The sequence below is a fragment of the Gordonia hongkongensis genome (assembly GCF_023078355.1).
Classification (GTDB): Bacteria; Actinomycetota; Actinomycetes; order Mycobacteriales; family Mycobacteriaceae; genus Gordonia; species Gordonia hongkongensis.
Map to the genome: position 1 here is coordinate 690,569 of NZ_CP095552.1, position 23,812 is coordinate 714,380.

Annotated in this window: 19 protein-coding genes and 2 pseudogenes; 7 read left to right on the top strand and 14 right to left on the bottom strand. The window is 69.0% G+C overall.

The features are described from left to right. Positions 1 to 46 precede the first annotated feature (46 nt). A complete protein-coding gene (locus MVF96_RS03125) occupies positions 47 to 3,757 on the bottom strand; it encodes a non-ribosomal peptide synthetase (protein WP_247451193.1) in 3,711 nt (1,236 codons plus the stop codon). A gap of 377 nt (positions 3,758 to 4,134) precedes the next feature. Here MVF96_RS03125 and mbtM point away from each other — a divergent pair, with 377 nt between their 5' ends. Continuing rightward, on the top strand, positions 4,135 to 5,784 hold the full coding sequence (gene mbtM / locus MVF96_RS03130; protein WP_058251360.1) for a long-chain-fatty acid--ACP ligase MbtM: 1,650 nt from the start codon (positions 4,135 to 4,137) through the stop codon (positions 5,782 to 5,784). Positions 5,785 to 5,888: 104 nt separating this feature from the next. After that, on the top strand, positions 5,889 to 6,635 hold the full coding sequence (locus tag MVF96_RS03135) for a siderophore-interacting protein (RefSeq protein WP_247451195.1): 747 nt from the start codon (positions 5,889 to 5,891) through the stop codon (positions 6,633 to 6,635). A gap of 158 nt (positions 6,636 to 6,793) precedes the next feature. Here the strand turns inward: MVF96_RS03135 and MVF96_RS03140 are convergent, their stop codons facing one another. The 4 genes and pseudogenes from MVF96_RS03140 to MVF96_RS03155 all read right to left on the bottom strand — a co-directional run bounded on the left by MVF96_RS03140 (position 6,794) and on the right by MVF96_RS03155 (position 10,051). Next, on the bottom strand, positions 6,794 to 7,582 hold the full coding sequence (locus MVF96_RS03140; protein ID WP_058251358.1) for an exodeoxyribonuclease III: 789 nt from the start codon (positions 7,580 to 7,582) through the stop codon (positions 6,794 to 6,796). After that, positions 7,579 to 8,562 carry an N-acetylglutamate synthase, CG3035 family gene (locus MVF96_RS03145; protein ID WP_247451196.1) on the bottom strand — a complete coding sequence of 328 codons (984 nt, stop codon included), beginning with the start codon at positions 8,560 to 8,562 and terminating at the stop codon, positions 7,579 to 7,581. Before MVF96_RS03145 ends, MVF96_RS03140 begins: the two co-directional genes overlap by 4 nt. A 24-nt stretch (positions 8,563 to 8,586) precedes the next feature. Beyond that, positions 8,587 to 9,185 (bottom strand): annotated as a pseudogene (locus MVF96_RS03150) (peptide deformylase). A 20-nt stretch (positions 9,186 to 9,205) separates the two neighbouring features. Continuing rightward, the gene (locus tag MVF96_RS03155) at positions 9,206 to 10,051 is read right to left on the bottom strand and encodes an esterase/lipase family protein (protein ID WP_065630536.1); all 846 of its coding nucleotides are present in this window, start codon (positions 10,049 to 10,051) and stop codon (positions 9,206 to 9,208) included. A 273-nt stretch (positions 10,052 to 10,324) separates the two neighbouring features. On the opposite strand from MVF96_RS03155, the gene MVF96_RS03160 reads away from it, so the two are divergent. The 4 genes from MVF96_RS03160 (at position 10,325) to MVF96_RS03175 (ending at position 13,150) form a co-directional block, all read left to right on the top strand. Further along, positions 10,325 to 10,690 carry a DUF3263 domain-containing protein gene (locus MVF96_RS03160; RefSeq protein ID WP_205333757.1) on the top strand — a complete coding sequence of 122 codons (366 nt, stop codon included), beginning with the start codon at positions 10,325 to 10,327 and terminating at the stop codon, positions 10,688 to 10,690. 47 nt (positions 10,691 to 10,737) lie between these two features. Next, on the top strand, positions 10,738 to 11,223 hold the full coding sequence (locus MVF96_RS03165) for a LytR C-terminal domain-containing protein (protein WP_065630470.1): 486 nt from the start codon (positions 10,738 to 10,740) through the stop codon (positions 11,221 to 11,223). An 85-nt stretch (positions 11,224 to 11,308) separates the two neighbouring features. Then, positions 11,309 to 11,989, top strand: coding sequence for a superoxide dismutase family protein (locus MVF96_RS03170; RefSeq protein ID WP_065630469.1), 681 nt, complete (start codon positions 11,309 to 11,311; stop codon positions 11,987 to 11,989). A gap of 33 nt (positions 11,990 to 12,022) precedes the next feature. Then, entirely contained in the window at positions 12,023 to 13,150 is a 1,128-nt protein-coding gene (locus MVF96_RS03175) for a glutamate--cysteine ligase (RefSeq protein WP_058251353.1), read from the top strand. 56 nt (positions 13,151 to 13,206) lie between these two features. Here the strand turns inward: MVF96_RS03175 and MVF96_RS03180 are convergent, their stop codons facing one another. The 7 genes and pseudogenes from MVF96_RS03180 to MVF96_RS03210 form a co-directional block, all read right to left on the bottom strand. Continuing rightward, complete coding sequence (locus MVF96_RS03180) at positions 13,207 to 13,596, bottom strand: DUF1304 domain-containing protein (RefSeq protein ID WP_058251352.1); 390 nt, start codon at positions 13,594 to 13,596, stop codon at positions 13,207 to 13,209. A 308-nt stretch (positions 13,597 to 13,904) separates the two neighbouring features. Further along, positions 13,905 to 14,237 carry a monovalent cation/H(+) antiporter subunit G gene (gene mnhG / locus MVF96_RS03185; protein ID WP_058251351.1) on the bottom strand — a complete coding sequence of 111 codons (333 nt, stop codon included), beginning with the start codon at positions 14,235 to 14,237 and terminating at the stop codon, positions 13,905 to 13,907. Continuing rightward, entirely contained in the window at positions 14,234 to 14,497 is a 264-nt protein-coding gene (locus MVF96_RS03190; RefSeq protein WP_058251350.1) for a monovalent cation/H+ antiporter complex subunit F, read from the bottom strand. The genes mnhG and MVF96_RS03190 overlap by 4 nt, the downstream gene beginning before the upstream one ends. Continuing rightward, positions 14,494 to 15,351 carry a Na+/H+ antiporter subunit E gene (locus MVF96_RS03195; RefSeq protein ID WP_159369996.1) on the bottom strand — a complete coding sequence of 286 codons (858 nt, stop codon included), beginning with the start codon at positions 15,349 to 15,351 and terminating at the stop codon, positions 14,494 to 14,496. Before MVF96_RS03195 ends, MVF96_RS03190 begins: the two co-directional genes overlap by 4 nt. Continuing rightward, positions 15,348 to 16,964, bottom strand: a complete 1,617-nt coding sequence (locus MVF96_RS03200) for a Na+/H+ antiporter subunit D (protein ID WP_058251348.1) — start codon at positions 16,962 to 16,964, stop codon at positions 15,348 to 15,350. Before MVF96_RS03200 ends, MVF96_RS03195 begins: the two co-directional genes overlap by 4 nt. A gap of 178 nt (positions 16,965 to 17,142) precedes the next feature. Beyond that, positions 17,143 to 17,754, bottom strand: a pseudogene (locus MVF96_RS03205) (Na(+)/H(+) antiporter subunit C); the annotation flags it as partial. Continuing rightward, the gene (locus tag MVF96_RS03210) at positions 17,751 to 20,705 is read right to left on the bottom strand and encodes a Na+/H+ antiporter subunit A (RefSeq protein ID WP_247451198.1); all 2,955 of its coding nucleotides are present in this window, start codon (positions 20,703 to 20,705) and stop codon (positions 17,751 to 17,753) included. The gene MVF96_RS03210 and the pseudogene MVF96_RS03205, both read right to left, overlap by 4 nt. A 73-nt stretch (positions 20,706 to 20,778) precedes the next feature. Here MVF96_RS03210 and MVF96_RS03215 point away from each other — a divergent pair, with 73 nt between their 5' ends. Continuing rightward, on the top strand, positions 20,779 to 21,207 hold the full coding sequence (locus tag MVF96_RS03215) for a hypothetical protein (protein ID WP_058251345.1): 429 nt from the start codon (positions 20,779 to 20,781) through the stop codon (positions 21,205 to 21,207). Between the two features lie 8 nt (positions 21,208 to 21,215). Here the strand turns inward: MVF96_RS03215 and MVF96_RS03220 are convergent, their stop codons facing one another. Together MVF96_RS03220 and MVF96_RS03225 are read right to left on the bottom strand one after the other, a co-directional pair. Next, entirely contained in the window at positions 21,216 to 22,073 is an 858-nt protein-coding gene (locus MVF96_RS03220) for a universal stress protein (RefSeq protein ID WP_068970676.1), read from the bottom strand. After that, positions 22,070 to 23,704 carry an MDR family MFS transporter gene (locus MVF96_RS03225; RefSeq protein WP_247451200.1) on the bottom strand — a complete coding sequence of 545 codons (1,635 nt, stop codon included), beginning with the start codon at positions 23,702 to 23,704 and terminating at the stop codon, positions 22,070 to 22,072. The genes MVF96_RS03220 and MVF96_RS03225 overlap by 4 nt, the downstream gene beginning before the upstream one ends. Positions 23,705 to 23,812 lie beyond the last annotated feature (108 nt).

Genomic DNA, 23,812 nt, shown 5'->3' on the forward strand with positions numbered 1-23,812 from the left:
CTCTGGAGGTGGTCGGTTGGTGTGCCGGAGAAGGTGCCGGATGCGGTCAGCCGCGCGCGATCTCGGCCTCCACCTGTTCGTCGGTGAGTTGCAGGACGTCGAGGAAGGTCTGTGCCACGAACTCAGCGCGTTCCCCGCCGAGTTCGGTGAGCCGTCCGGCGAGCCCCGCGATCGTCCGCCGGGAGAAGATGTCGGCGACCGAGAGGCCGGGTGCGTCGAGCCACTGGCGCGTCAGTGCGACCACCCGGGTGGCCTGGACGGAATCGCCGCCGAGGGAGATGAAGTCCTCGGTGACGTTCCCGGGCGGGGTCGGCAGGACCTCGCCGAAGATCAGGGTGAGGGCCTCTTCGACCGGGCCGCGCGGCGCGACCGCCTCGACGGCGTCGTCGTCGGACCGGACGCCGGCGGCGATGGCCTTGCGGTCATGCTTGCCGTTCGGCGTCAGCGGGAACCGGTCCAGGACCGTGATGGACCGCGGGACCATGTGCGGTGGAAGGGCTTCCGACAATCGGGCGCGCAGGGCGGCGTCGTCCTCGGTCGATCCGTCGGTGAGTACCACCGCGGCACGCAGGTCGCGACCGTCGGACCAGGCGACGGCCGAGCCCACCCCGGCCAGACCCAGCAACCCGGCCTCGACCTCACCGAGTTCGACGCGGTACCCGCGGATCTTCACCATGTGGTCGGCGCGGCCCAGGAAGTCGAGGAAGCCACCCGGGAGGTAACGCGCGAGATCGCCGGTGCGGTACCAACGCTGTCCCTCGTGCTCGACGAAACGATCGGCGGTGCGCTCGGGGTCGCCGCGGTAACCGTCGGCGACGCCGGCTCCGCCGATCCACAGTTCACCCGGCACGAGGTCGGGACGGTCGCGACCGGCGTCGTCGACGACCCGGCAGCGCACACCGCGGAGCGGAATCCCGTACGGCACGAACGCCATTCCGGCCGGGACGGCATCCGCTTCGCAGATGGTGGAATGGATCGCCGTCTCGGTGGTCCCGCCGAGGCCGGCCACGCGACAATCCGGCAACTGTGCCCCGACACGCTCGAGCAGCGACACGTCGACCTTGTCGCCGCCCATGATGATCATCCGTAGCGACGCGGGCAGGGGGGCGAGATCGAGGAGCATGCCGAGGATCGACGGCACGCAGTTGAGCACGCTCACCGAGTGCTGGGTGAGCAGCCGCGCCCAGTCGTCGACCTTGGTCTGCTCGTCGTCGCCGGGCACGACGACGGCGCCGCCGACGGCGAGGAGGCCGAAGATGTCGAAGACCGAGAGGTCGAACTCCAGCGAGGACACCTGCAGGCTGCGATCGTCGGCTCCGATCGCATACCGGTCGACGAGGTCGGTGATCGTGGCGACCGCGGCCCGGTGCGGAACCTGTACGCCCTTGGGCAATCCGGTGGAGCCCGAGGTGAACAGGACGTAGGCGAGGGCGTCGCCGCCGATCGCGACCGGGTCGACCGGATCGGTGCGTCGGGCGTCGTCCACCTCGAGCACGGTGGCTTCGGCAGAGGTCCAGGCGGAGGGTTCGGAGGTGAGAATCGCGGCCGGGGTGGCGACGTCGACGATGCGCTCGCGGCGCGCCCGGGGCTGGGTGGGGGCGATCGGGACGTAGGCCGCGCCGGCGGCGAGCACTCCGAGCGCGGCGACGACCTGGTCGCCGCCCTTGGGCAGGTGGACGACGACCGTGTCACCCGGTGTGACCCCGGCTGCGACCAGGGCTCCGGCGACTCGGCGGGCCTCGTCGGCCAATTCGGCGTGGGTCCAGATGCGTGCGTCGGACACGACTGCCGGTGTCCCCGCACGCTCGGCGGCGCGGGCGAAGAAGTTTCCGTGCAGGGTGCCGTCGAAGGTGTCGGTGGCCGGTAGTGGACTCTCCGCCGAAAGGCGCTGTGCTCGAACCTCGGCCGTGATCGGGTCCGGCGCGGGCGCATCCCACTCACCGTCGACGAGGAGCCCGAGCAGACGGACATAGTGGTCGAACATCGAACGTGCGGTGGTGAGTTCGAGGTCGGAGGCACGGACGTCCCAGTTGAGGAGCAGTCCGCCGGCAACCTCGGTCACCTGTGCGTCGAGCAGCACCTGCGGGCCCTGCGAGACGATCCACGACGGATCACCCAGCACGTCGGTTGCCTGTTGCGAGAAGAGGTCTCCCAGTCCCAGCGCGCTGGTGAACACGATCGGCGAGACCACCGGTTCGCCGCGGTGGCGACTCAGTTCGCGAAGCACGTCCAGTCCGTTCATCGAACCGTGCGCGGCGGCCTCGTGCATCGATGCCCGCATCGATCGCGCACGTTCGGCGAGCGTCGCCGGCTCGCTCAGGTCGACGCCCACGAGGATCGACGACGTGAAGTCGCCCACCACCCGCTCGACGTCAGGATGGACCTGTGGACGATCGAACAACGGCACGGTGAGCAGGAATCGCGATGTGGCCGAATGTGTTCCGACGGCTTCGGCGAACACTGCGGCCACCGCGGCCGCGGGGGTGACGCCGCGCCGGTGCGCGTGCTCCTCGAGTCGCTTCCAGTCCGACGCGGACACCGAATGGTGGAGGCGGACACTGTGCGGTTCGGCATCGCCGCGCATCGCCCGCTCGTCGAGCGGGAGTTCCGGCGGGCCGGGGAGCGTGGGAATGCGTTCGCGCCACCAGGTCACGTCGTCGTCGCGGATCTCCCGCGACGTGCGATCCGCGGTGATCGTCGCGAAGGTGACGCCGAGTTCCGGCAGGGACTCGCCGCGGTACAGGCGAGCGAAGTCGTCGACGAGGACGCGGTAGCTCATCGCGTCGGCGGCGATCATGTCGACGTCGAGATGGACACGGGTCGAGTTCCCCGGCAGCAGACTCAGTTCGGCGCGGATCACCGCTCCCTCGTCGACCGGCAGTGCGCGGTGGGTGCCGTCCGCGCGACGGGCCGCGAGGACCTGCTCGACCGTCTCCGATGTATGTTCCCGAAGGTCGTGCACCGCAATGGCTTCGGGGTGTGCCGGGCCGATCTCCTGGGTACCGTCGGGAAGCACTCGGACGCGCAGCATCGGGTGGCGTTCCAGCAGCGCGGCCATCGCCGAGGTGAAGCGGTCGGGATCGACGTCGGAACCGTCGAACTCGATGTAGAGGTGAGCGGCGACATTGCCGAACGCGTGGCTGTCCGACCTACCGATCCAGTAGGCGTGCTGCATCGGAGCGAGGGGGAACGGTCCTTCGGTCGGCTCCGATGACGAAGGTGCGATGTCGTCGGTGGTCGGCGCGGGTGTGCCGCCCAGCAACGCCGCCCACGCGGTGATGGTCGGTTGCGCGGCGAGGCGGGCGAAGTCGACGTCGAGGCCGCGTTTGCGCCAGGTGCCGGCCAGTCGCATCATCCGCAGCGAGTCGAGTCCCTGGGCGATGAGGTCCTGCTCCGGGTCGATCGACTCGGGGGTCACGCCGAGCGCCGTGGCCACCTCGTCGCGGATGTCCGAGGTCGCGGCGGCTGCCGCGCCGGCACCTCCCGGGTTCGCGTCGCTCGGCCGACCGGCCGGGGAGCGCAGAAGTGCCGCCCAGGCCGTGACCGTGGGTTGTGCGGCGAGGCGGGCGAAGTCGACGTCGAGGCCGCGTTTGCGCCAGGTGCCGGCCAGTCGCATCATCCGCAGCGAGTCGAGTCCCTGGGCGATGAGGTCCTGCTCAGGGTCGATCGACTCGGGCGTCAGGCCGAGGGCCTCGGACACCTCGGCGACGATGTCGGCCGCGGTGACAAGATCCGTGGTCTGGGAATTCGTGGCCATCAGCCGGCGTGCCTCTCGCAGTTCGGTGACATGTTTACTCAGTCCGGGGAACCCGCATTTAGGGTAGGTTATACTAACTAACCGCTCCGCCCAATCTCTGGGCAATGCCGGCGAGAGCCCCGCGAGCCGACGCGAATTAGGTTAGCCTAAGTTTCGCGAACTCGTCTCATCGGATGACGCGGATCACGTAGTCGCGATGATCGACTCTGGGTCTTGTGTCCGAGAAAGATTAGGCTACCCTACCCAAATGGTGCGAGCAGTTGTGTTCGCGAGACCAGCGGTCGGGGACGACCCGCGGTATGACCACTCGGTCGCTCACACGACCGGAAGACGATCAGACGACCGACGCCAGGTGCTGGCGAGAACGGGAAACGAGAATGTCGCAGAACAGCGTGATCCTGGAGGAAGCGGGCTCGACCAATGCGTTGGCGGCCACCGTTCGTGAGGCGATGCTGGCGGGGGATACGAGTCTGTCCGTCCTGGACTCCGACACCGGCGAGTGGGTGACGGCGCCGTGGCGCGAGGTCCATGCCCGCGCGGAGCAGATCGCGGTCCAGTTGCTGGCCGACAGCGAACTGCACGAGCCGCAGGCGCTCGGCCTCATCGGGGACCCCACGGTCGACCTGATCGCCGCCATCCAGGGCGCGTGGCTCGCCGGTGTTCCGGTCACTATCCTGCCGGGCCCCATCCGGGGGGCCGACGAGGAGCGATGGGCGCAGAACACCTACCACCGGTACGTGTCGATCGGCGTCGGCACCGTCCTCGGCAGCGGAGCCCAGCTCGATCTGCTGTCGAAGGTCGAGGGACGGCTGCACATCGCGCGAGTGGGCGAGTACGGCCTCGGCGCCGACACCACCGACTTCGTCGCCCGCAACGTCAACGGCAACACCATCGCCGTCCTCCAGGGAACCGCCGGATCGACCGGAGACCCCAAGACCGTCGCCCTGACGGCCTCGGCCGTCTACTCGAACGCCATCGAACTGGTCAGCCGGCTCGGCCTCCACCGCACCCGCGACACCGGGTTCAGCTGGCTGCCGCTCTACCACGACATGGGTCTGATGTTCCTGCTCGCCGGGATGACCACCGGCATCCCCGCCTACATCGTGCCGAACACCGCCTTCGCGGCGGCGCCCTTCAAGTGGATGCAGTGGCTCACCGAGACCAAGACGACCGTCACCGCGGCGCCGAACTTCGCCTACGACATCCTCGGCCGCTACGGCAAACTGCTGCGCGACATCGACCTCTCACACCTGCGCGTCGCGATCAGCGGCGGTGAGCCGATCGACGCCGACGCCTTCGACAAGTTCCTCGAGGCGACCGCGCCGTTCGGCTTCGATCGTTCCGCCGCGGCACCCGCCTACGGTATGGCCGAATCCGCCTGCGCGGTGACGATGCCCGCGGTCGGCGAGGGGGTGCACTACGACGAGGTCACCGTGACCCCGCCCGGCGGTGGCGAGCCCATTCGCCGCCGGTACGCGATCCTCGGTAAGCCGCTGGGCGGCATGCAGGTTCGCATCGTCGAGCCGAATGTCGACGTCCCGGTCATCGACGGGCGCAACGTCGGACACGTGGAGATCCGCGGCGCGTCGATGATGCGCGGCTACCTGGGCGACGCCGATCTCGGTGCGGGCGAATGGTTCTCGACCGGCGACCTCGGCTACCTGATCGACGATCGGCTGGTGATCTGCGGCCGGGCCAAGGAGGTCATCATCGTCGCGGGCCGCAACCTGTTCCCGATCGAGATCGAGCGCGCGGCCGCCGAAGTCGCCGGCGTGCGTCGCGGCGGCGTCGTCGCCATGGCCCGGGGGGAGGGTTCGGCCCGGCCGGGCCTGGTGATCCTCGCCGAGTACAAGGGGTCCGATCCCGACCAGGCGCGTGCAGAGGTCAACTCCGAGGTCGCGTCGGCGTGCGGGATCATGCCCGCCGAGGTCATCTTCGTCGCGCCGGACTCGGTGCCGCGCACCACATCCGGCAAGATCCGTCGCCTCGAGACCCGTCAGATGGTCGAGAACGGCACCTTCCAGTAGGTCCGATTTTCCGTGGTGCGTCGTGTCATGCCGACGGTCACGAGAATGACAGTGTCTCCCCGGCCCGGACCCGGGCCGGGGAGACACTGTAGAGAGGTTCAGACATGAGCGAGGTATCCACGAAGGGGCGCGGCTGGCAGGGCGCCGTCATGAAGATCCTTGGCGGTGACGACTTCACCTTCACCCTCACCGGCAAAGAGGCGGTGACGGATCACTATCTGCGACTGCGTTTTCACGGTGGCGGGCTCCTCACCGGTTCCGCGATGCACCCGACCATGTGGGTGCGCCTCTGGTTCGCCGACGGCGGCAAGCTGCATCAGCGCGGTTACACGCTCGTCGATCCCGACCCGTCGACGGACACCTTCGACATCGAGTTCGCGATCCACGACGGCACCGCCGCCCGATGGGCTCAGGACGCACATGTGGGTGACGCCATCGGCGCGACCCTGATGGGCTCGAAGTTCGCGATCCCCGACCCCGCGCCGGCGGGATGGCTCGTCGCCGGTGACACCGCCTCGCTACCGGCGATCAACTCGCTGCTGGACTCGCTCGGCGACTCCGGGGCGGGTGCGACGATCTGGTTCGAGTATCAGCACGAGAGCGACAGGTCGCTGCCGCTGCGCGCCCGCGCGCAGGATACGGTGCACTGGCTTCCGCGTGAGCGCGACGGCGCGGCCCTCGTCGACGCGGTCCGATCCGCCGCCTTCGACGCCGCCGACCACTTCGGTTGGGTTGCACTCGATTCCACGAGCACCCGCACGGTCGCCGGATTGTTCAGGAACGATTATGGGATTCCCAAGAAGTCGGTGAAGTCGCAGGCCTACTGGATCGTCGGGAAGTCGTTCGCCTGACGGCGCCCCTGCTCCCTGAGGTGCGAGCGAAGCGAGCCTCGAAGGGCCTCGCGACGCATCTCGCCGCGCCCTTCGTGGCTCGTCGCTATCGCTCCTCGCACCTCAGGGAGCATGGGGAGGTTCGCACCTGAGGGAGTAGTTGTGTTGCGCAGCCGCGGTCAGTCGGCGATGTCGAAGACCACCGGGGCGTGATCGCTGGCGCCCTTCGCTTTTCGCGCGGCGCGATCGACGACGGCGCCCATGATGCGGGTGTCGAGAGCGGGTGAGCAGAACGCGTAGTCGATGCGCATGCCCTCGTTCCGGGGGAACCGCAGCTGGGTGTAGTCCCAGAAGGTGTACCCCGGGGCGTATGGAAGGGCCGAGTCGACGAGGCCGGCCTCCAGAAACCCCTGCACTGCAGCGCGTTCGGGTGGGGTCACGTGTGTGCGTCCCTCGAAGTACTCGCGATCCCACACGTCGTCGTCGGTCTGGGCGACGTTCCAGTCGCCGGCGAGCATCATGTCCGCGGCGGGGTCGTGGGCCAGCCGCAGGGTGATGTGATTCCGCAGCGCGTCGAGCCAGGCGAGCTTGTACGTGTAGTGCGAGTCGTCGGGTGTCCTGCCGTTGGGTACATAGAGGCTCCAGACGCGAACGCCGTTGCAGCGCGCGGAGATCGACCGCGCCTCCCGGATCGGTTGGCCGTCGACCGGGTGCGTCGGCACGCCGTCGAAGGAGATCTCGACCTCGTCGAGCCCGACCCGTGAGGCGATCGCGACACCGTTGTAGGCGCCTTGCCCGACGTGCGCGACGTCGTAACCGGCGGCGAGGAAACTCATCAGCGGGAACGCGTCGTCGTGACACTTGGTCTCCTGCATCGCGAGAACGTCGACGCCGGCGGTCTCCGCCCAGGCGACGACGGACTCGGACCGGGCGCGGATCGAGTTGACGTTCCAGGTGGCGATCCTCATCGGATGTCCTCCGACGCGGCCGGCACGTGCGGTGTCACATAGCGATAGGTGTGATGCAGCCCGAAACCCAGGCGGCGATACCACGATCCGGCCAACCGGTTGGTGGACTCGACCTGCAGGTAGACCGAGTCGGCGCCCTGCTCGACCCCCCACGCCGTCAGCGCCGCGACCACCGCGGAGGAGAGCCCGCCCCCGCGCGAGCCCGGGTCGGTCCACAGGGCGGTCAACCCCAGCCACCGGTGTCCGTCCGGCGACTCGGTCACCGAACCCCGCCCGATCGCTGCTGCGTCGTCGACGGTCGCGAAGGTCATCGGGCCGTCCCCGGCGGTCACGACGCCGGCCACGGTGTCGAGTCCGCGCGACGCGCGCCCACCGGCGTATGCGCTCAACCAGCGGGTGTCCGGTTGTGGATCGAGTTGCACTGTCCGTCCGTGCATCTCGCCGGTGCGCGCGCGGAGCCCCGGCAGGTCGGCGGTCAGCATCTGTACCTCGACCCCGGGGTCTCCGGGAACGGAGCCCGACGGGATGAGGCGATCCGGGGAGGCGAGGAGCGGAGGGAGGCCGCGGTCGGCGTACCACTCACCGATATGTCGCAGGGTCGCGGCGTCGGGACGTGCGTGGCGTGCCAGGGGCACAGCCGAGTTGGCGCGTCTGCTGAATCCGTGACCGGCCCGCAGGAGCCAGCCGTCGACCCACTCCGTCTCGACACCGGGCCAGGCGAGGGCGACGGCGTGCTCGAGCGCGCGGATCTCGCTGTTGCGCACCGGTTTCGCGGACAACAGACGGACCGAGGTGATCGCCGCGAACGGGATCGACAACTCCTCGTCGTCGCGTCGTATCCGCAGCGGGTCGGAGTCGTCGAGCAGGACGCCCGTCACGTCCGACCGGGCGGCCGCGGGATCTCCCCGCCAATCGGCGGGGGTCGCATCGCCCAGCAGATAGCGAACGACGACGCGGTCGCCCGCGACGGCACCCGACAATGAGACCTCCACGCGGAAGCGAGATCAGTCGTCGTCGTGCCCGAACGGGTCGGCGACCTCGCCGGGCGTCCACGTCAGACCGGGGACCCCCCACTTGTTGCGTTTGATCGCCTTCTTCGCGGCCCGGGCGTTGCGCCCCACGAGCACGTCGACGTAGAGGAAGCCGTCGAGGTGGCCTCGTGCTGGAGCATCCGGGCGAAGAACCCCTCGCCCTCGATGACGACCTCGGCGCCGGTCCGGTCGGTGCCGGTGACGCGGGCCCAGTCGGCACGGCCGGTGGGGAACTGCTCACCCGGCACCGACAGGCATCCCTCGTCGTTGTCGTCGGGATCCGGCATGGTCTCGGGGATCTCGGAGGTCTCGAGGACCGGGTTGATGACCTCGCCGCGGCGGCGGGCCGCCGAGCGGTCGCCGTCGGGGCAGTCGTAGACGAACACCCGGGACCCGACGCCCACCTGATTGGCGGCCAGGCCCACACCGTGGGCGGCGTCCATGGTCTCGTACATGTCGTCGATGAGGCCGACGACCTCATCGGACGGACGGCCGTCCGCGTCGAGGGGGACCGGAGTGGTCGGCTGGTGCAGGACCGGCTCGCCCACGATGCAGATCGGGAGAATCGCCATGGCGATCACCTTAGCGCTGCTCAGGGCGCAGGAACGACGCCGGGTACGGCGTCGCGGATGGCGTCACCGGCAGGGCCGGGAATGCCGGGGAACAGCGTCGACTGCCAGTCGAAGCTGTCGACCGGCTCGGTCACCACCGAGCCCGCGCACGACCCGCGCAGCGACGTCCGCACGTTGGCGATGATCGTCGGGTCGCGCATCTCGATGACGTGGTCGTACCCGGTGTTCGCCAGGGGGACGGGGGAGTATGCGCGGCACTGTGCGGTTCCGTCGAGGCGACCGTCGGTCCATTCGCCGTCGCTCTGCACCACCGAGTACCGGGTGGGGCCGGGGGCGTCGGGACCACGGTTGAGCTCGGTGACCGCGTCGGCGTACATGCAGGTGTCGTAACCGCCGTCGCGCGGCTGCGCGCAACCGCCGGGCGAGCCGTACTGGGCGGTCCCGATCGCGACGTACTCGTCGACGACGTCGGACCCGCCGAGGAACTTCAGGTAGTGCCGGGCGCCGAGCCCGCCCGCACTGTGGGTGACGAGCCCGATCGACTTCGCGGTGCCGGCGAAAGGTGCGATCGTCCGCTGGATCAGCCGGGCGTCGGACGCCACGTCGCGTCCCCCGGCGTGCGCGTACACCACGGTGTTCCCGTCGGCGCGGATCGCCTCGGCCAGCGGACGGAACGTCTCCTCGTTCTGTGCGTTGCCGGCGTAGAGCTGCTGGCCGGGCACGATGACCACGACGCGCTCGGCGGGCGCGGCGGCAGCGGGCGCGGCGAGTGCCGCGGTCGCGCCGGCGGCCGTGGAGGCCAGCGCCGCGATGGCTCCCAACACTGCTCGCCGGGTCCTCGCCACCCCGGATCCGGTTGTCGTCATCCCGACCGTCGTCATCTCTGTCCCCCGCCTCGACCCATCCCGGACGGGGATGAGTGAGGGCAGCCTAACAGCGGCCGCCGTCCGACGGAATGGTCGTGATGCGCGCCGTGGCGAGTCACACCGCGATCGGACCGGCCCGCCGTGGTTAGATTGGCTGCGAACCACACCGCTGTCATTCGTCTCCGTGAGGAGACGTCCGCGCCCGCGTCGCATCGCGAATAGGTGCACGTCAGCGGTGGTGTGAGGTCGTCGACTGGTATCTGAGGGAGTGAGATGGACGGCGCAGCTGCGCGTAGCCAGAAACAGGGCGATCAACCCACCCCCGGCCAGGAAGCAGAGGCCGGGGCGGCCGGCCGGCCGGTCGATCCGCACGAGGTCGGCGCGGACGGTCTGACCCGCCGCGAACACGACATCCTCGCGTTCGAGCGCCAGTGGTGGAAGTACGCCGGCGCCAAGGAAGAAGCGATCAAAGAGCTGTTCGGTTTGTCGGCGACCCGGTACTACCAGGTGCTCAACGCGCTGGTCGACCGGCCGGAGGCGCTCGCGGCCGATCCGATGCTCGTCAAGCGGCTCCGGCGCCTGCGCGCGACCCGTCAGAAGGCCCGTGCGGCGCGCCGTCTGGGCTTCGAGATCACCTGAGACGCTGAACCCGTTCGCCCTCGCGCGGTGCGTTAAGGTCGTCGGTGATGAATGCAGATCGTGAGCCCAATCGCCTGCCGCTTCGTGCGGGGGCGATGATGCTCTTCGCAGTCGCCGTGGTCTTTATCGGCCTCGGCTGGCATTCCGCGGCGACCGCCGGGAACGACGCCCCGACGACCGAGGCCGCGACGACCGTGAGTTCGTCGCCCACGTCGACGCCGGCGTCCACGAGCGCGGCGTCGACCGACAAGCGGCTCTGCGTGATCAACGCCGGCCAGGTCGCGGGCCTCGCCTCGGACGTCACCGATCTGCTGGAGGCCAGGGGCTACCAGATGGCGGAGCCCGGCAACTACACCGCGGGCGGGTTCAGCGAGAACACGGTCTTCCACGAGGACGACACGGACAAGGCCCAGGCCGACGAGGTCGCCGAGGCACTCGGCGGCCAGGTCGCGGTCGAGGAGCGGCCGGCCTCGTTCACCCGGTGCCGCGGCGGCATCCCGGTGGTCGTGGTGACCGCGGTCAGCGGCGCATGACCCGGGCCGAGCCGTGAACCTCTGAATCACGAAACAGCTGAACCGAGAATTACCGAAAACCACTGTCCGCCAACCAAGGAGTGACATGTCCGGACGTTCCACACTCGCCGCGCCCCGCGCTCTCGCCGCGTTGTTCTCCGCAGGACTGATCGGCGTGACACTGGCCGGGTGCAGCCCCGACCAGGAGCCCACGGACGTCCCGGGCACGACGCCGCCCGTCGTCAGCGATGCGCCGCTCCCGCCGGGCGCCGAGGACGACGTCGACGGCGAGCCCAGCGGCCAGATCGCCGTCGCCGAGATCAAGGACACCTCCGGCGAGGTCGTGGGCCAAGCAACCTTCACCGCGGCCACCGAAACCGCCGAGCCGGTCACCATCAACGTGCGCGTCACCGCCGGTGAGCTGCCGGCCGGGTTCCACGGCATGCACATCCACGAGACCGGCACCTGTGACGCGGGCGCCGGCGGCTCGCAGGCGTTCACCTCGGCGGGCGGACATCTGCAGGTGGACGGCAACACCGATCATCCCTCGAGCGGAGATCTGATCTCGATCAACATCCTCGAGGACCACACCGGCCGGACGGTCACCACGACCGACGCGGTGACCATCCAGCAGCTGATCGGCAAGTCGATCATGATCCACGAGAAGCCCGACAACTTCGGGAACATCCCGGCTGACAAGTACCCGGGCGGCCCGAACCCCGACACCCTGCGGACCGGCGACGCCGGCGCACGCATCGCGTGCGGTGTCATCGAAGAGGAGAGCTAGGGGTTCTGGCGCCGTCCGACGCCACCTGAGCACATGACACCGATCGAGTTCGACGGGTCACCGACCCCCACCCTCGGGGTCGAATGGGAGTTCGCCCTGACCGACAAGGGAACCGGCGATCTGTCGAACTCGGCGGCGGCGCTCTTCGCCGCCGTCGGCGAACACCATCCCGACTTCGCGGGCAGAATCCACAAGGAGCTGCTGCGCAACACCGTCGAGTTGGTGACCGGCATCTGCCGGACCGCGGGCGAGGCGATCGCCGACCTCACGGGCACGCTCGGCGTGGTGCGGGGGCTGACCGAGGACCTCGGCGTCGATCTGTACGGCGCCGGTACGCATCCGTTCGCGGAGTACTCGACCCAACTGCTCACCGAGGGTCACCGATACGCGGAGCTGATCGAGCGCACCCAGTGGTGGGGGCGGCAGATGCTGATCTGGGGCGTGCACGTCCACGTCGGGATCAGCCACCGCGACAAGGTGTTACCCGTTCTCGACGCGCTCCTGAACTACTATCCGCACCTGCTCGCGCTGTCCTCGTCGTCGCCGATGTGGGCCGGTCAGGACACCGGATACGCGAGCAATCGCGCCATGATGTTCCAGCAACTCCCGACCGCCGGGCTGCCGTTCCAGTTCGAGACCTGGGAGCAGTTCGAGGCTTTCGTCGCAGACCAGAAGACGACCGGGATCATCGACCATCTCAACGAGATCCGCTGGGACATCCGGCCTTCCCCGCATCTGGGGACCATCGAGGTCCGCGTGTGCGACGGCATGACCAATCTCGGCGAGCTGTCGGCGATCGTCGCGCTCATCCACTGCCTGGTCGTCGACCTGGACCGGCGGTTCTCGGCGGGCGAGAAGCTGCCGACGATGGCGCCCTGGCTCGTCCAGGAGAACAAATGGCGGGCAGCCCGCTACGGACTCGACGCCATCGTCATCCTCGACTCCGACTGCACCGAGAAACTCGTGACCGAGGACCTCACCGCTCTGCTCGAACGTCTCGAACCGATTGCGCGCGAACTCGATTGCGTCGACGAGCTGGCCGGCGTCGAGCGCATCATCGCCCAGGGCGCGAGCTATCAGCGGCAGCGTGACGTGCATCGTCGCACCGGTTCGCTACGCGAGGTGGTCGCGTCGGTGGTCGCCGAGCTGGACGCTCCCTGATCTCAGTCGGCGCGAGATCCGGGAGGCAGGGCCCGGGCTCAGAGGGCCAGACCGGCTCAGAGGGCCAGACCGATGGCGAGCACGACGATTCCGAGAGCGGGAACCACACCCTGCTTGAGTGCGGCCGCGATCTTGTCGGGGCTCGACAGCGCCAGCACAAGTGCCGCGGCCGCCATCGAGGCCGTGCCGGTGATGACGAGTGTTGCGCCGATCGCGATGGATCCGCCGATGACAAAGGCGATCCCGACGAACACGGCGATCGCGAGGAACAGGTTGTAGAACCCCTGGTTGAACGCCAGTTCCTTTTGTGCGCTCGCCTGTTCCACCGTGCCGGTGCCGAACGTCGCGCGTGCGCGCGCGCTCGTCCATGCGATGGACTCCAGATAGAAGATGAAGACGTGGACGAGCGCCGCGATCGCGGCGAGCACCAGACCTGCGATGACCATTTCGTACTCCTCGTTGTCGACGGGCCCGTCGGAGAATAGCGTTCCGACCTTCGGATCGAAGCGAGGTCTCTTCGACGCGGCCGTACACAGTTATCTCGACGAGGTAGTCCGCCCGCGGCTGCGTCCACTGACCGCCGGCATCGTCGCGGCCGATGCCGCCGAGAACTACCTGAACGGGCTGCGATCGGCGCCGACCGATGACACGTCTCCGGCTCGCGAGGGCTGTCTGCTCATCAACACCGCCGGTGCCCCCATCGGGCGCGACGCTGCTGTCGCTCGGCGAGGGGCGTCGGACGATCGGTCCGCAGTCAGTCCCGGTCCGGTGACTCCATGTCCCGCTGATCCATGAGCCCGTCGCGGGCCCGTTGCTCCTGGTATGCGAGCCGGCCGATCCGATGCGCCACGACGGGCGCGGTGATCAGGGCGAAGAGCCCGGCGAGAATCAGCATCCCGCTGTCGACGTTGTCGCCGAGCCGGAGCACGGCGCCCAGCAGGATGAGGAGCAGGCCGAAGGTCTGCGGTTTGGTTGCCGCGTGCATCCGGCTCAGGGTGTCCGGGAACCGGACGAGACCGATGGCGGCGGTGACCGCCATCAGGCATCCGAGGAGCAGCAGCGTCGCGCTGATGATGTCGATGATCATGTCTGGTCGTCCCGGACTCGGAACCGCGCGATGGACACCGACCCGACGAAGCTGAGCAGGGCCAGGGCCACGATCGCCGGGACCACCGTCGAATCACGGCTGAACGCCGCCCAGGTCCCCAGGCCGCACATGCACAGCGCGATGAGCACGTCGAGTGCGACGAGTCGGTCGAGCGTGGTCGGGCCGCGCAGGATGCGGATCATCGTCAGCACCGCGGCGACGAGCAGCATGGCGGCGGCGATCGTCCAGACGTAGCTCATGAGTCACCTCGTTCCCGCTCGGGCTCGGCCGGTCGACGTTCCGGTTCGGCGTCGTCGATCGACCGGGCGTTGTCGACCGACCGGTCCACCGTGCGGACGTGGTGGAAGTCCTCGTCGATGCCGTGGAACGGACTCGGATGCCATTCGCTGTCCCGCTCGAACGCCTTGATGAACATCCGCTCGACGTAGGCGACCTGATCGTAGAAGGCCCGCACCTTCTTCTCCGAGCGGACGTCGAAGACGTGCACGTAGAGCATCCGGCGTCGATGGTCGATCTCCAGGACCATGGTGCCCGGCACCAGGTTGAGGTAGTCGACGGCCAGGGTCAGCACCATGTCGGACTTGATCGCGACGCGCACCCGTACCACGGCGCCCAGCGGTGGCCGGCCGGGACGGATGGCCATCCAGCCGATCTGCACACTCGACACGAAGAAGTCGACGATCAGACGGCCGACGAGCTGCAGTACCGACAGGGGATGGATACGGCCCTCGACCGGGACCCGCGGCAACGGCAGCACGGTCAGCACGAGCATCGCCAGCACGATCCCTGCGATCACATTGGCCCAGGACAGCGTGCCCCACAGCAGGACCCAGACGAACGTCAGCCACGCGATGGTCCACAACCGGACCGCGACCTCGCGGCCGTCGCTGCCCAGCCACCTGGGCACACGGGTGTGCGTGCGCAACCACACCAGCGCGCCGACGAAGTGCCAGAAGACGAACAGCAGCGACACGCGCCAGACGTTGATGACCAGGGACATGACCGGTCCCTTGGTCGAGACGACCGGCGGCCGCCGTTTGGGCGCCGCGGATGCTCCGCGGGCGCGGTCGTCGGCTCGATCCTGCGCGCTCATCGGGTACCACCCACTCCCAGCACGGCGTCGACGTAGACGGCGCGGTCGACGACGTCGGTCGCCGCATGGTCGGTGAAGTCGAAGATGGGCCCGGCCCAGAGGGTGAGCACGAGTCCCGCGGCCACCATCGCCATCGTCGGCAGCACCATCATCACGGGCATCCGACCGACGTCCTCACGGTCGGAGAACGCGGCGTCGTCGGCGCTCTCGTCGATCAGCGCGGACGGGCCCTTGTCGGCGAGATCGCCCTCGGGGGCGTCGGCGCGCGGTCGCCAGAATCCCTTGGTCCAGATGCGGGCCATGACATAGAGGGTGAGCAGGCTGGTGACCACCGACCCGGCGACGAGGATCCAGGCCAGCACGGACCCGTCCTGGGTGCCCGCCTCGAGGAGGGCGACCTTGCCGATGAAACCGGAGAACGGTGGGATGCCGCCGAGATTCAGCGCGGGCACCAGGAACAGGACGGCCAGCAGGGGGCTGGCGATGAGCCCGCCCAGGCGGCGGAGCGAGGCCGAACCGGCTTGACGTTCGATCAGGCCGACGACCAGGAACAGCGTCGTCTGCACGAGGATGTGGTGGGCGACGTAGTAGATCGCCGCCGACATCCCGAGGTCCGACGACAGCGCGATGCCGAAGATCATGTAGCCGATGTGGCTGACGAGGGTGAACGAAAGCAGTCGCTTGATGTCGGCCTGGGCGATCGCGCCGAAGATGCCCACGAGCATCGTCAACAGGCCGGCGACCAGCAGCACCGCGTCCATCGTGCCGCCGGGGAACAGCAGCGAGTGGGCGCGCACGATCGCGTACACACCGACCTTGGTGAGCAGGCCGGCGAACACCGCCGTGACGGGTGCCGGCGCGGTGGGGTAGGAGTCGGGTAGCCACGTCGACAGCGGGAACACCGCGGCCTTGATGCCGAACGCCACGAGCAGCACCGCGAACAGCGCGTTGCGGGTCCCGTCGGGGACGTCGTCGAGGCGCACGGCCATCTCGGCGAGGTTGAGGGTGCCGGTCGTCGCGTACGCGAACGCGATGCCCGCGAGGAAGATCAGCGACGACACCATCGACACCATCACGTACGACGCGCCGGCTCGGACACGTTCGGCGCTCGCCCCGAGGGTCAGCAGCACGTAACTCGCGGTCAGCAGGATCTCGAACGAGACGTACAGGTTGAACAGGTCGCCGGCGAGGAACGCGTTGCAGACACCCGCGGTCAGGATGAGGTAGGTCGGCAGGAAGATCGACGTCGGCTGCTGGGCCGTGCCGTCACGGATACCCTGCCCGATCGCGTACACGACGACGCACAGCAGCACGATCGTCGAGACGACGAGCATCAGGGCCGCGAGCTGGTCGACGACCAGCGTGATCCCGAGCGGTCCGTTCGGGTAGCCCTTGTCTCCCCAGCCGCCGATCGCGACCGCGAAGGTCCCGTGGCGGTCGGTCAGGTACAGCATCAGGCACGACGCGACGAACGCGACGGTGATGGCGACGATCGACACCGCCCGCTGGATCTTGGGGCTGCGGCCGAGCAGCAGCGAGACGGCGGCAGCTCCCAGCGGCACCAGCGTCGGCAGCGTGATCAGGACGGGGATCCATGACTCCTGCGGGGTCATCGGTCACCCCGTCCTCGTCGGCGTGCTTCTTCTTGTCCGGCCCGACCACGTCGCGGTCCGGCATCTCGCGCTGGTCGATGACGTCGGGGTCGGCGTCGTCCTCGCCGGACCCGTCGGGAGGCGCGACGGCCGACTTGGGACCCACCTCGTCGGGACCGAGTTCGCCCGGCCCGTACACGTCGGGCCCGTCCTCGCGGGCGGCGGTCTGAGCCGAGGTCTCGGGATCGGGCTCCTCCTCCGCGCCGCCGATCTCGTCGACGACGTCGGAGTCCGTCGGCATGATGTCGGTCTCGTAGAGCGCGGCGTGCCGGGCGGCGGCCTCCTCCGCGGTGAGCGGATTGCCCTTGTCGTCGAAGTGATCGCCGGTCGGGGTGTCGGAGTGGGTCAGTGGATCGTCGCTGCGATCGCGGTCGGGTGCCGTCCCCAGCGATCCGCTCAAGATCTTGACGTCCTCCTCGTCGTCCTCGACGTCGTCGTCGTCCCGATTGATCACGAACAGCCGGTAGACCAGCGCCAGGACGAACGCGGCGACGCCCATCATGATCACGATCGCGGTCAGGACCATGCCCTGCGCGAGGGGATCGGCGTCGGACGCCCGGTTCTCCGACGACCGGCCCATGATCGGCGGGTTCCCCATGCCGCCCGACACGACGATGATCATCAGGTTGAGCGCATTGCCGACGAGCAGGAGCCCGAAGAGCATCCGGACCAGACTGCGTTCCATCAGCAGGTACACGCCGCACGCCGCCATCGCGCCGACGACCAGCATCAGCGAGAGATTCGTGGTCATCGGCTCACCTGCTCGCCGGTGGTGCTCGCGGCGTCGTCCGCCGCGGTGTCGCCACGCGAGTTCTCGATGCGCGCCGCGGTGCGGGCGATCGTGGTCTCCACATCGAGACGCGCGCCGAGACTTCGCAGCACGTCCAGGACGAGCCCGACGACGATCAGGTAGATGCCGAGGTCGAAGAACAGGGCGGTCACGAACTTGATGTCGCCGAGGACCGGGACGGTGACCTCGAAGACCGCCGACGAGAGTGCGGGGGCGCCGAGGAACATCGAGACGATCGCCGTGGTCGCCGAGACGGCCAGGCCGGCGCCCAGGATGCGGCCGGGCTCGATCGGCAGCGCCTCACCGAGTTCGTAGCGTCCGCCCGCCAGGTAGCGGAGGACGAGCGCGAGACCCATCGTCAGGCCGCCGGCGAAGCCACCGCCCGGCGCATTGTGGCCGGCGTAGAAGAAGTAGATCGACAGCACGACCATCGTCGGGAACAGCAATCGCGTCGTGGCCTCGAGAACCATCGACCGGTGGCGCGGGTCGCGCAGTCCGGAACCGAGGAGCCACGTGGTGCGGTCCGGTGGGACGTGATCGTCGTCGTCGCTGTCGTCCCCGTTGTCGCCGGCCTGCAACCGGGCGGCGTCGGCCACGCGTGGTGCCGCCCCGAAGCGGCGGTTGCGGAAGACCATCGATGCGACGCCGGTGGCGGCCGCGATGAGCACCGACACCTCGCCGAGGGTGTCCCAGGCCCGGATGTCGACGAGCAGGACGTTGACGGCGTTGGCGCCGTGACCGTAGTCGTAGGCGGCCTCGGGCAGGTCGACGTGGAGCGGTTCGGTCGAGCGGGCGGACGCCGCGAACAACCCGATCAGGACCAGCATGGCGCCGAAGGCGAGTCCGATGAGGGCGCGCAGCGGCTTGAACCCGGTGGCGTGCCGCTTCTCCGGTTCGGCGGGCAGCTTGCGCAGCACCAGCACGAAGATGACCAGGGTGAGCGTCTCGACGAGGAACTGGGTGAGCGCGAGGTCGGGGGCTCCGTACAGCGCGAACAGCATGGCGCAGCCGTAACCGGTGATCCCGACGACGAGCGTCGCGGCGAGGCGGTTGCGCAGCAGCACGGCGGCCAACGACGCGGCGACGATGCACCCGCCGATCACCAGCTGGACCGGCTTGGCGTCGTAGTCGATGTTCAGTCGGTCGCGAGCGCCGGCGAACAGCACGATGGTCGGCAGCAGGATCGCGGTGCACAGGATGACGCCCTGCGTCACCGGCAGTGACCCGCGCTGGGTGTTGCGCGTCAGCAGCAGCGACAGGGTGTCGGCTCCGCGCAGCGTCGCGTCGTAGATGCGGTCGGCGTTCACCAGCGGGCGGAAGCCGAAGACGCGGTCGCGGACCCGGCGGATACCGAGGAACAGCAGGGCGCCGCCGACGATGACGATGATCGAGAACACGACGGGCAGACCGAACCCGTGCCACAGCGCGAGATGCTCGAGTTCGTGCCCGTACCCGTCGAGGGTCTCGGCGTACGGCTCGAAGAGAGCGCCTAGCTGCGGGCTGAACACGCCGGCTGCCACACCGGCCGCGGCGAGCGCCACGGGCGAGAAGTAGAAGGGCCACTTCGGCGGGTGCATCTTGGCGACCGCCGGACTCGGGGTGCTGCGCACCTTGCGGCCGAACGCGCCCCACAGGAAGCGGAGCGTGTAGGCACAGGTGATGATCGAGCCGACCAGCAGGATGATGTCGACGGCGTGGGCCTGCCACGAGACGAACGCCCCGGTCTCCCACACCGAGGCGAAAGCTGTTTCCTTGCCGACGAATCCGAGGGTGACGGGGATGCCGGCCATGCTCGCCCCGGCGACCGCGGCGGTGATCGCCAGCCCCGGGAGACGATGGCCGAGCCGGGCGAGTTTGCGGACATCGCGGGTGCCGGTGGAGTGGTCGATGATGCCGACGACCATGAACAGCGACGCTTTGAACAGCGCGTGCGCGACGAGCATCGCGATGCCCGCCATGGCGACGTTCGCGTCGCCGATGCCGACCAGCACGGCCATGAAGCCGAGCTGGGACACCGTGCCGAACGCGAGGATGAGTTTGAGGTCGAGCTCGCGCAGCGAGCGCCATCCGCCGAGCACCATCGTCACCAGGCCGAGCCCCACCACGGCGATCTGCCAACTGATCGTCACCGAGAAGGCGGGGGCGAGACGTGCGATGAGGTAGATGCCGGCCTTGACCATCGCGGCCGCGTGCAGGTACGCGCTGACCGGGGTCGGTGCGGCCATGGCGCCGGGCAGCCAGAAGTGGAACGGGACGATGGCCGATTTGGTGAGCGCGCCGATCAGCAGCAGGACCACCGCGATGTCGACGTAGACGCCGGTCGGCGGTGCCGAGACGATCTCCGACAGCAGGTAGGTGCCCGACCGCTCGCCCAGCATGATGATGCCGACGAGCATGGCCAGACCGCCGAACGTGGTGACCAGCAGCGCCTGGGTGGCGGACCGTCGAGCCGTCGCGCGCACCCCGTAGAAGCCGACCAGCATGAACGAGAGCACGGTCGTGAGCTCCCAGAACACATACAGCACCAGCATGTTGTCGGAGATGACGAGGCCGAACATGGCCGCGGCGAACGCGACCATCTCGCCGCCGAACACGGCGACGCGGGGACGGGCGTCGTCGAAGTAGTGGGCGCAGTAGCAGAGGACGAGCGCACCGACCCCGAGGATCAGCACCGACAGGATCGCGGTCAGGGTGTCGAAGCGGGTGGCGATGTCCATCTGGAGTGATGGGACCCAGCTGACCGTCTCGACGCGGGCGGCAGCCGCATCGGCCGGCGGCCAGTTGAGCACGACCCAGATCAGTGCGCCGAGGGGCGCCAGTGCGAGAACGTAGAAACCGCGGGTACCCATCCAATGGATGACTGCGGGCGCGACGAGTGCGCACACTGCCAACGCAGCCAATACAGAGATCAAAAGGGCACTCCGTCTTTCTCCCGGCGGGGTGTCACGGGCGAGCACCCGCGGTGGCTACTTTACCGTTGCCCGTATGTTCCGGTTCGACTGGCTCCGGCGTACCGCCGTCAGCATCGCCGCTGTCCTGCTGGTGTTCGGCCTCGTCGTGGGTTGTGCGGACGAGGAGCAGGCCGGACCGGACGGCGTCCCGTTGCCGTCGGATTTCCCGGCCGCGCAGGTCCCGCTCATCGACGGTCACGTGCTCTCGGCGAGCGGCAGTCGCTCCGACGGTTGGGAGGTCGCGGTGCAGGGCCCGGCCAACGCGGGCAATCAGCTCGAGGCCGCGACCGAGACGCTCACCGAGGCCGGTTACGTCGAATCGCACCGTTCGACCGAGGGTGGACAATCGGTCGTCGTGCTGTCGGCGACCAAGGAGGGTTCGACCTACTGGGTCCAGATCGGCGCGTCCCCGCAGGCCGCGGGCGGTGGGTCGTCGGTCTTCTATCTGGTCAACGTGGAGTAGTCGCACCCCTAGCCTGTCGATCGACGGTCGTACCGATCGGGGCGGCCGTGGTCCACGATCGCTATCGGGCACCGCGTGTGATGCTGCGCTGCGCGTGCCACCGAGCCCGCCCAGGCGGTGAAGGTGCTCCCGGCCCGGGGGCGGGTCACGACCAGAAGCGAGGCCTGCGGAACCGCCTCGCCGACGGCCCTCGACGGGTTGCCGTTCACCAACTGCAGCGTCGTGTCGCGGTCGGGGAAGCGTCGGCGCCAGGGGTCGAGCAGCGCGTCGGCTCGCGCGTACAGCGCTTCGATCCGAGCGGGCGGGGCGTCGTCGGGGATCGCGCACACGATCGCCACGGGGTTGCCGGTGGCATCGGCGTACTCGAAGGCGGTCGACAGCGCGAGGTCGGACGGGGCGTCGGCATCGATGGCCGCGACGACCGGACCGCCCGTCGCGAGGTTGCCGTACGGAACCGTCACGACCGGGCATCGCGACCGGGCCGAGAGCGCGGAGCTGATGCTCCCGGTGGTGAGGCGTTCGATGAGGCCGGGTCGATGATGGCCGAGGACCATCAGATCGACCTGACCCGACAGCCTGGTGAGCAGGGGTATCGCGAAGTCGTGTTCGACGACGGTCTCGATGCGCAGGCCCGGACGCCGGGTGCCGAGACGGCCGGCCAGCGCGGTCAGGTGGGCGGCCGCTGCCTGCCGCGTGGCGGTGACGTCGAAGTCGAGTTCGAACTCGCTGAGTGGTTGCAGCGCAACGGCTGCCGCGAATCCGTGGATCAGTAGCAGGCGGTCCCTGTCGCGGGCCGAAGCGGCCGCCCAGTGAGCGGCCGCCTCGGATTCGGGACTCAGATCGACCCCGACGGCGATGGTGTTCATCGGGCGCGGGTGGCGTCGCCCGTCCGCGTCTCGCCGGCGATGGCGTCGTCCGCGACGGGACCGACCGCCGCCGGTGCCACGGCTGCGGGCACGGCGACGTCGGCGACCGCCGCCTCCTGCGCGCGGCGCTCCTCGTCGCTGCTCATCGTCTTCAGCGCAACCTCCTTGATGAACGCGATGGCGATGAAGCTCAGGGCCGCCATGACCGCCGCGACCAGGAACACCCGGGCGGTGCCGTCGCCGTACGCGCCGCGCACGATGGCCGCGATCGGGGCGGGCAGTTCGTTCAGGTTCGCCAGCCCGGCACTGCCGCCGCTCGACGCACCGGCGCCGATGCCCAGCGCGCCGAGCCCCTTCGCGATGAGGTCGGTGACGTGGTTGGACAGGACCGCGCCGAGCACCGACACACCCGCGGCGCCGCCGAGTGAGCGGAAGAAGGTGACCGTCGAGGTCGCCGCACCGAGGTTGTCCGGGCTGACGTTGTTCTGTACCGCCAGCACGAGGTTCTGCATCGTCATGCCCATGCCGCAGCCCAGGATGAAGAGGAACACGCCGACCACGACCATGTCCGTGTGTGCGTCGATGGTCGCGAGCAGTCCGAAGCCGATCGTCATCATCGCGGCACCGGCCACGAGGAATCGCTTCCACCGCCCGTACCGGGTGATCAGGTTGCCCGACACGGTCGCCGACAGCATCGAACCGATGACCATCGGCAGCGTCAGCAGGCCGGCCGCGGTGGGGGAGTAGCCACGTGCGATCTGGAAGTACTGGCCGAGGAAGACCGCACCGCCGAACAGCGCGACGCCGACGCCGACGCTGGCGAGGGTGGCCAGGGTGGTGGTGCGGTCGCGGAAGATGTGCAGCGGGATGATCGGGCTGGAGACCTTCGACTCGACGAAGATCGCCAGGGCGAGGAGCACGACACCGAGTGCGACGAGACCGTACGAGGTCAGCGAGGCCCAGTCGAAGTTCTTACCGGCCAGCGTCACCCAGATGAGCAGGGTGCTGACGCCCGAGGCGATGAGGGCGGCACCGAGGTAGTCGATGCTGACCTTCTTGCGGACCACCGGGACGTTCAGCGTGCGCTGGATGACGAGAAGGGCGATGACGGCGAGCGGGACGCAGACGTAGAACGTCCAGCGCCAGCCGAGCCAACTGGTGTCGACGATGACGCCGCCGATGAGCGGACCGGCGACGGTCGCGACGGACATCACCGCGGCCATCGGGCCCTGGTAGCGGCCGCGTTCGCGCGGGCTGAACATCGTCGCGACGACGATCACGACCAGCGCCTGCAGGCCGCCGAGGCCCAGACCCTGGATGACGCGGAAGCCGATCAGCATGTCGACCGAGGTGGAGAGCCCGGCGAGGACCGAACCCAGGGTGAACAGGAACAGCGCGCCCTGCACCAGGAGTTTCTTGCTGACCAGGTCGGCGAACTTGCCCCAGATGGGCGTGGTCGCGGTGGACGCGAGCAGGGTCGCGGTGATGACCCAGGTGTACTGGTCCTGGGTGCCGTGCAGGTCGGTGATGATCGTCGGCAGGGCGTTGGACACCACGGTCGACGACAGGAACGCGACGAACATGCCGAGCAGGAGGCCGATGAGGGCCTCGATCTTCTGACGATGCGTCATCGGCACCTCTTCGGCCGGCGCCATCGCGGACGCGGTGCACTCATATGGCAAACCTCCGAGAAAGAGAGCTGCCCGCGACGAGGAGACGGGCGGGCGGCGAAACGGCGC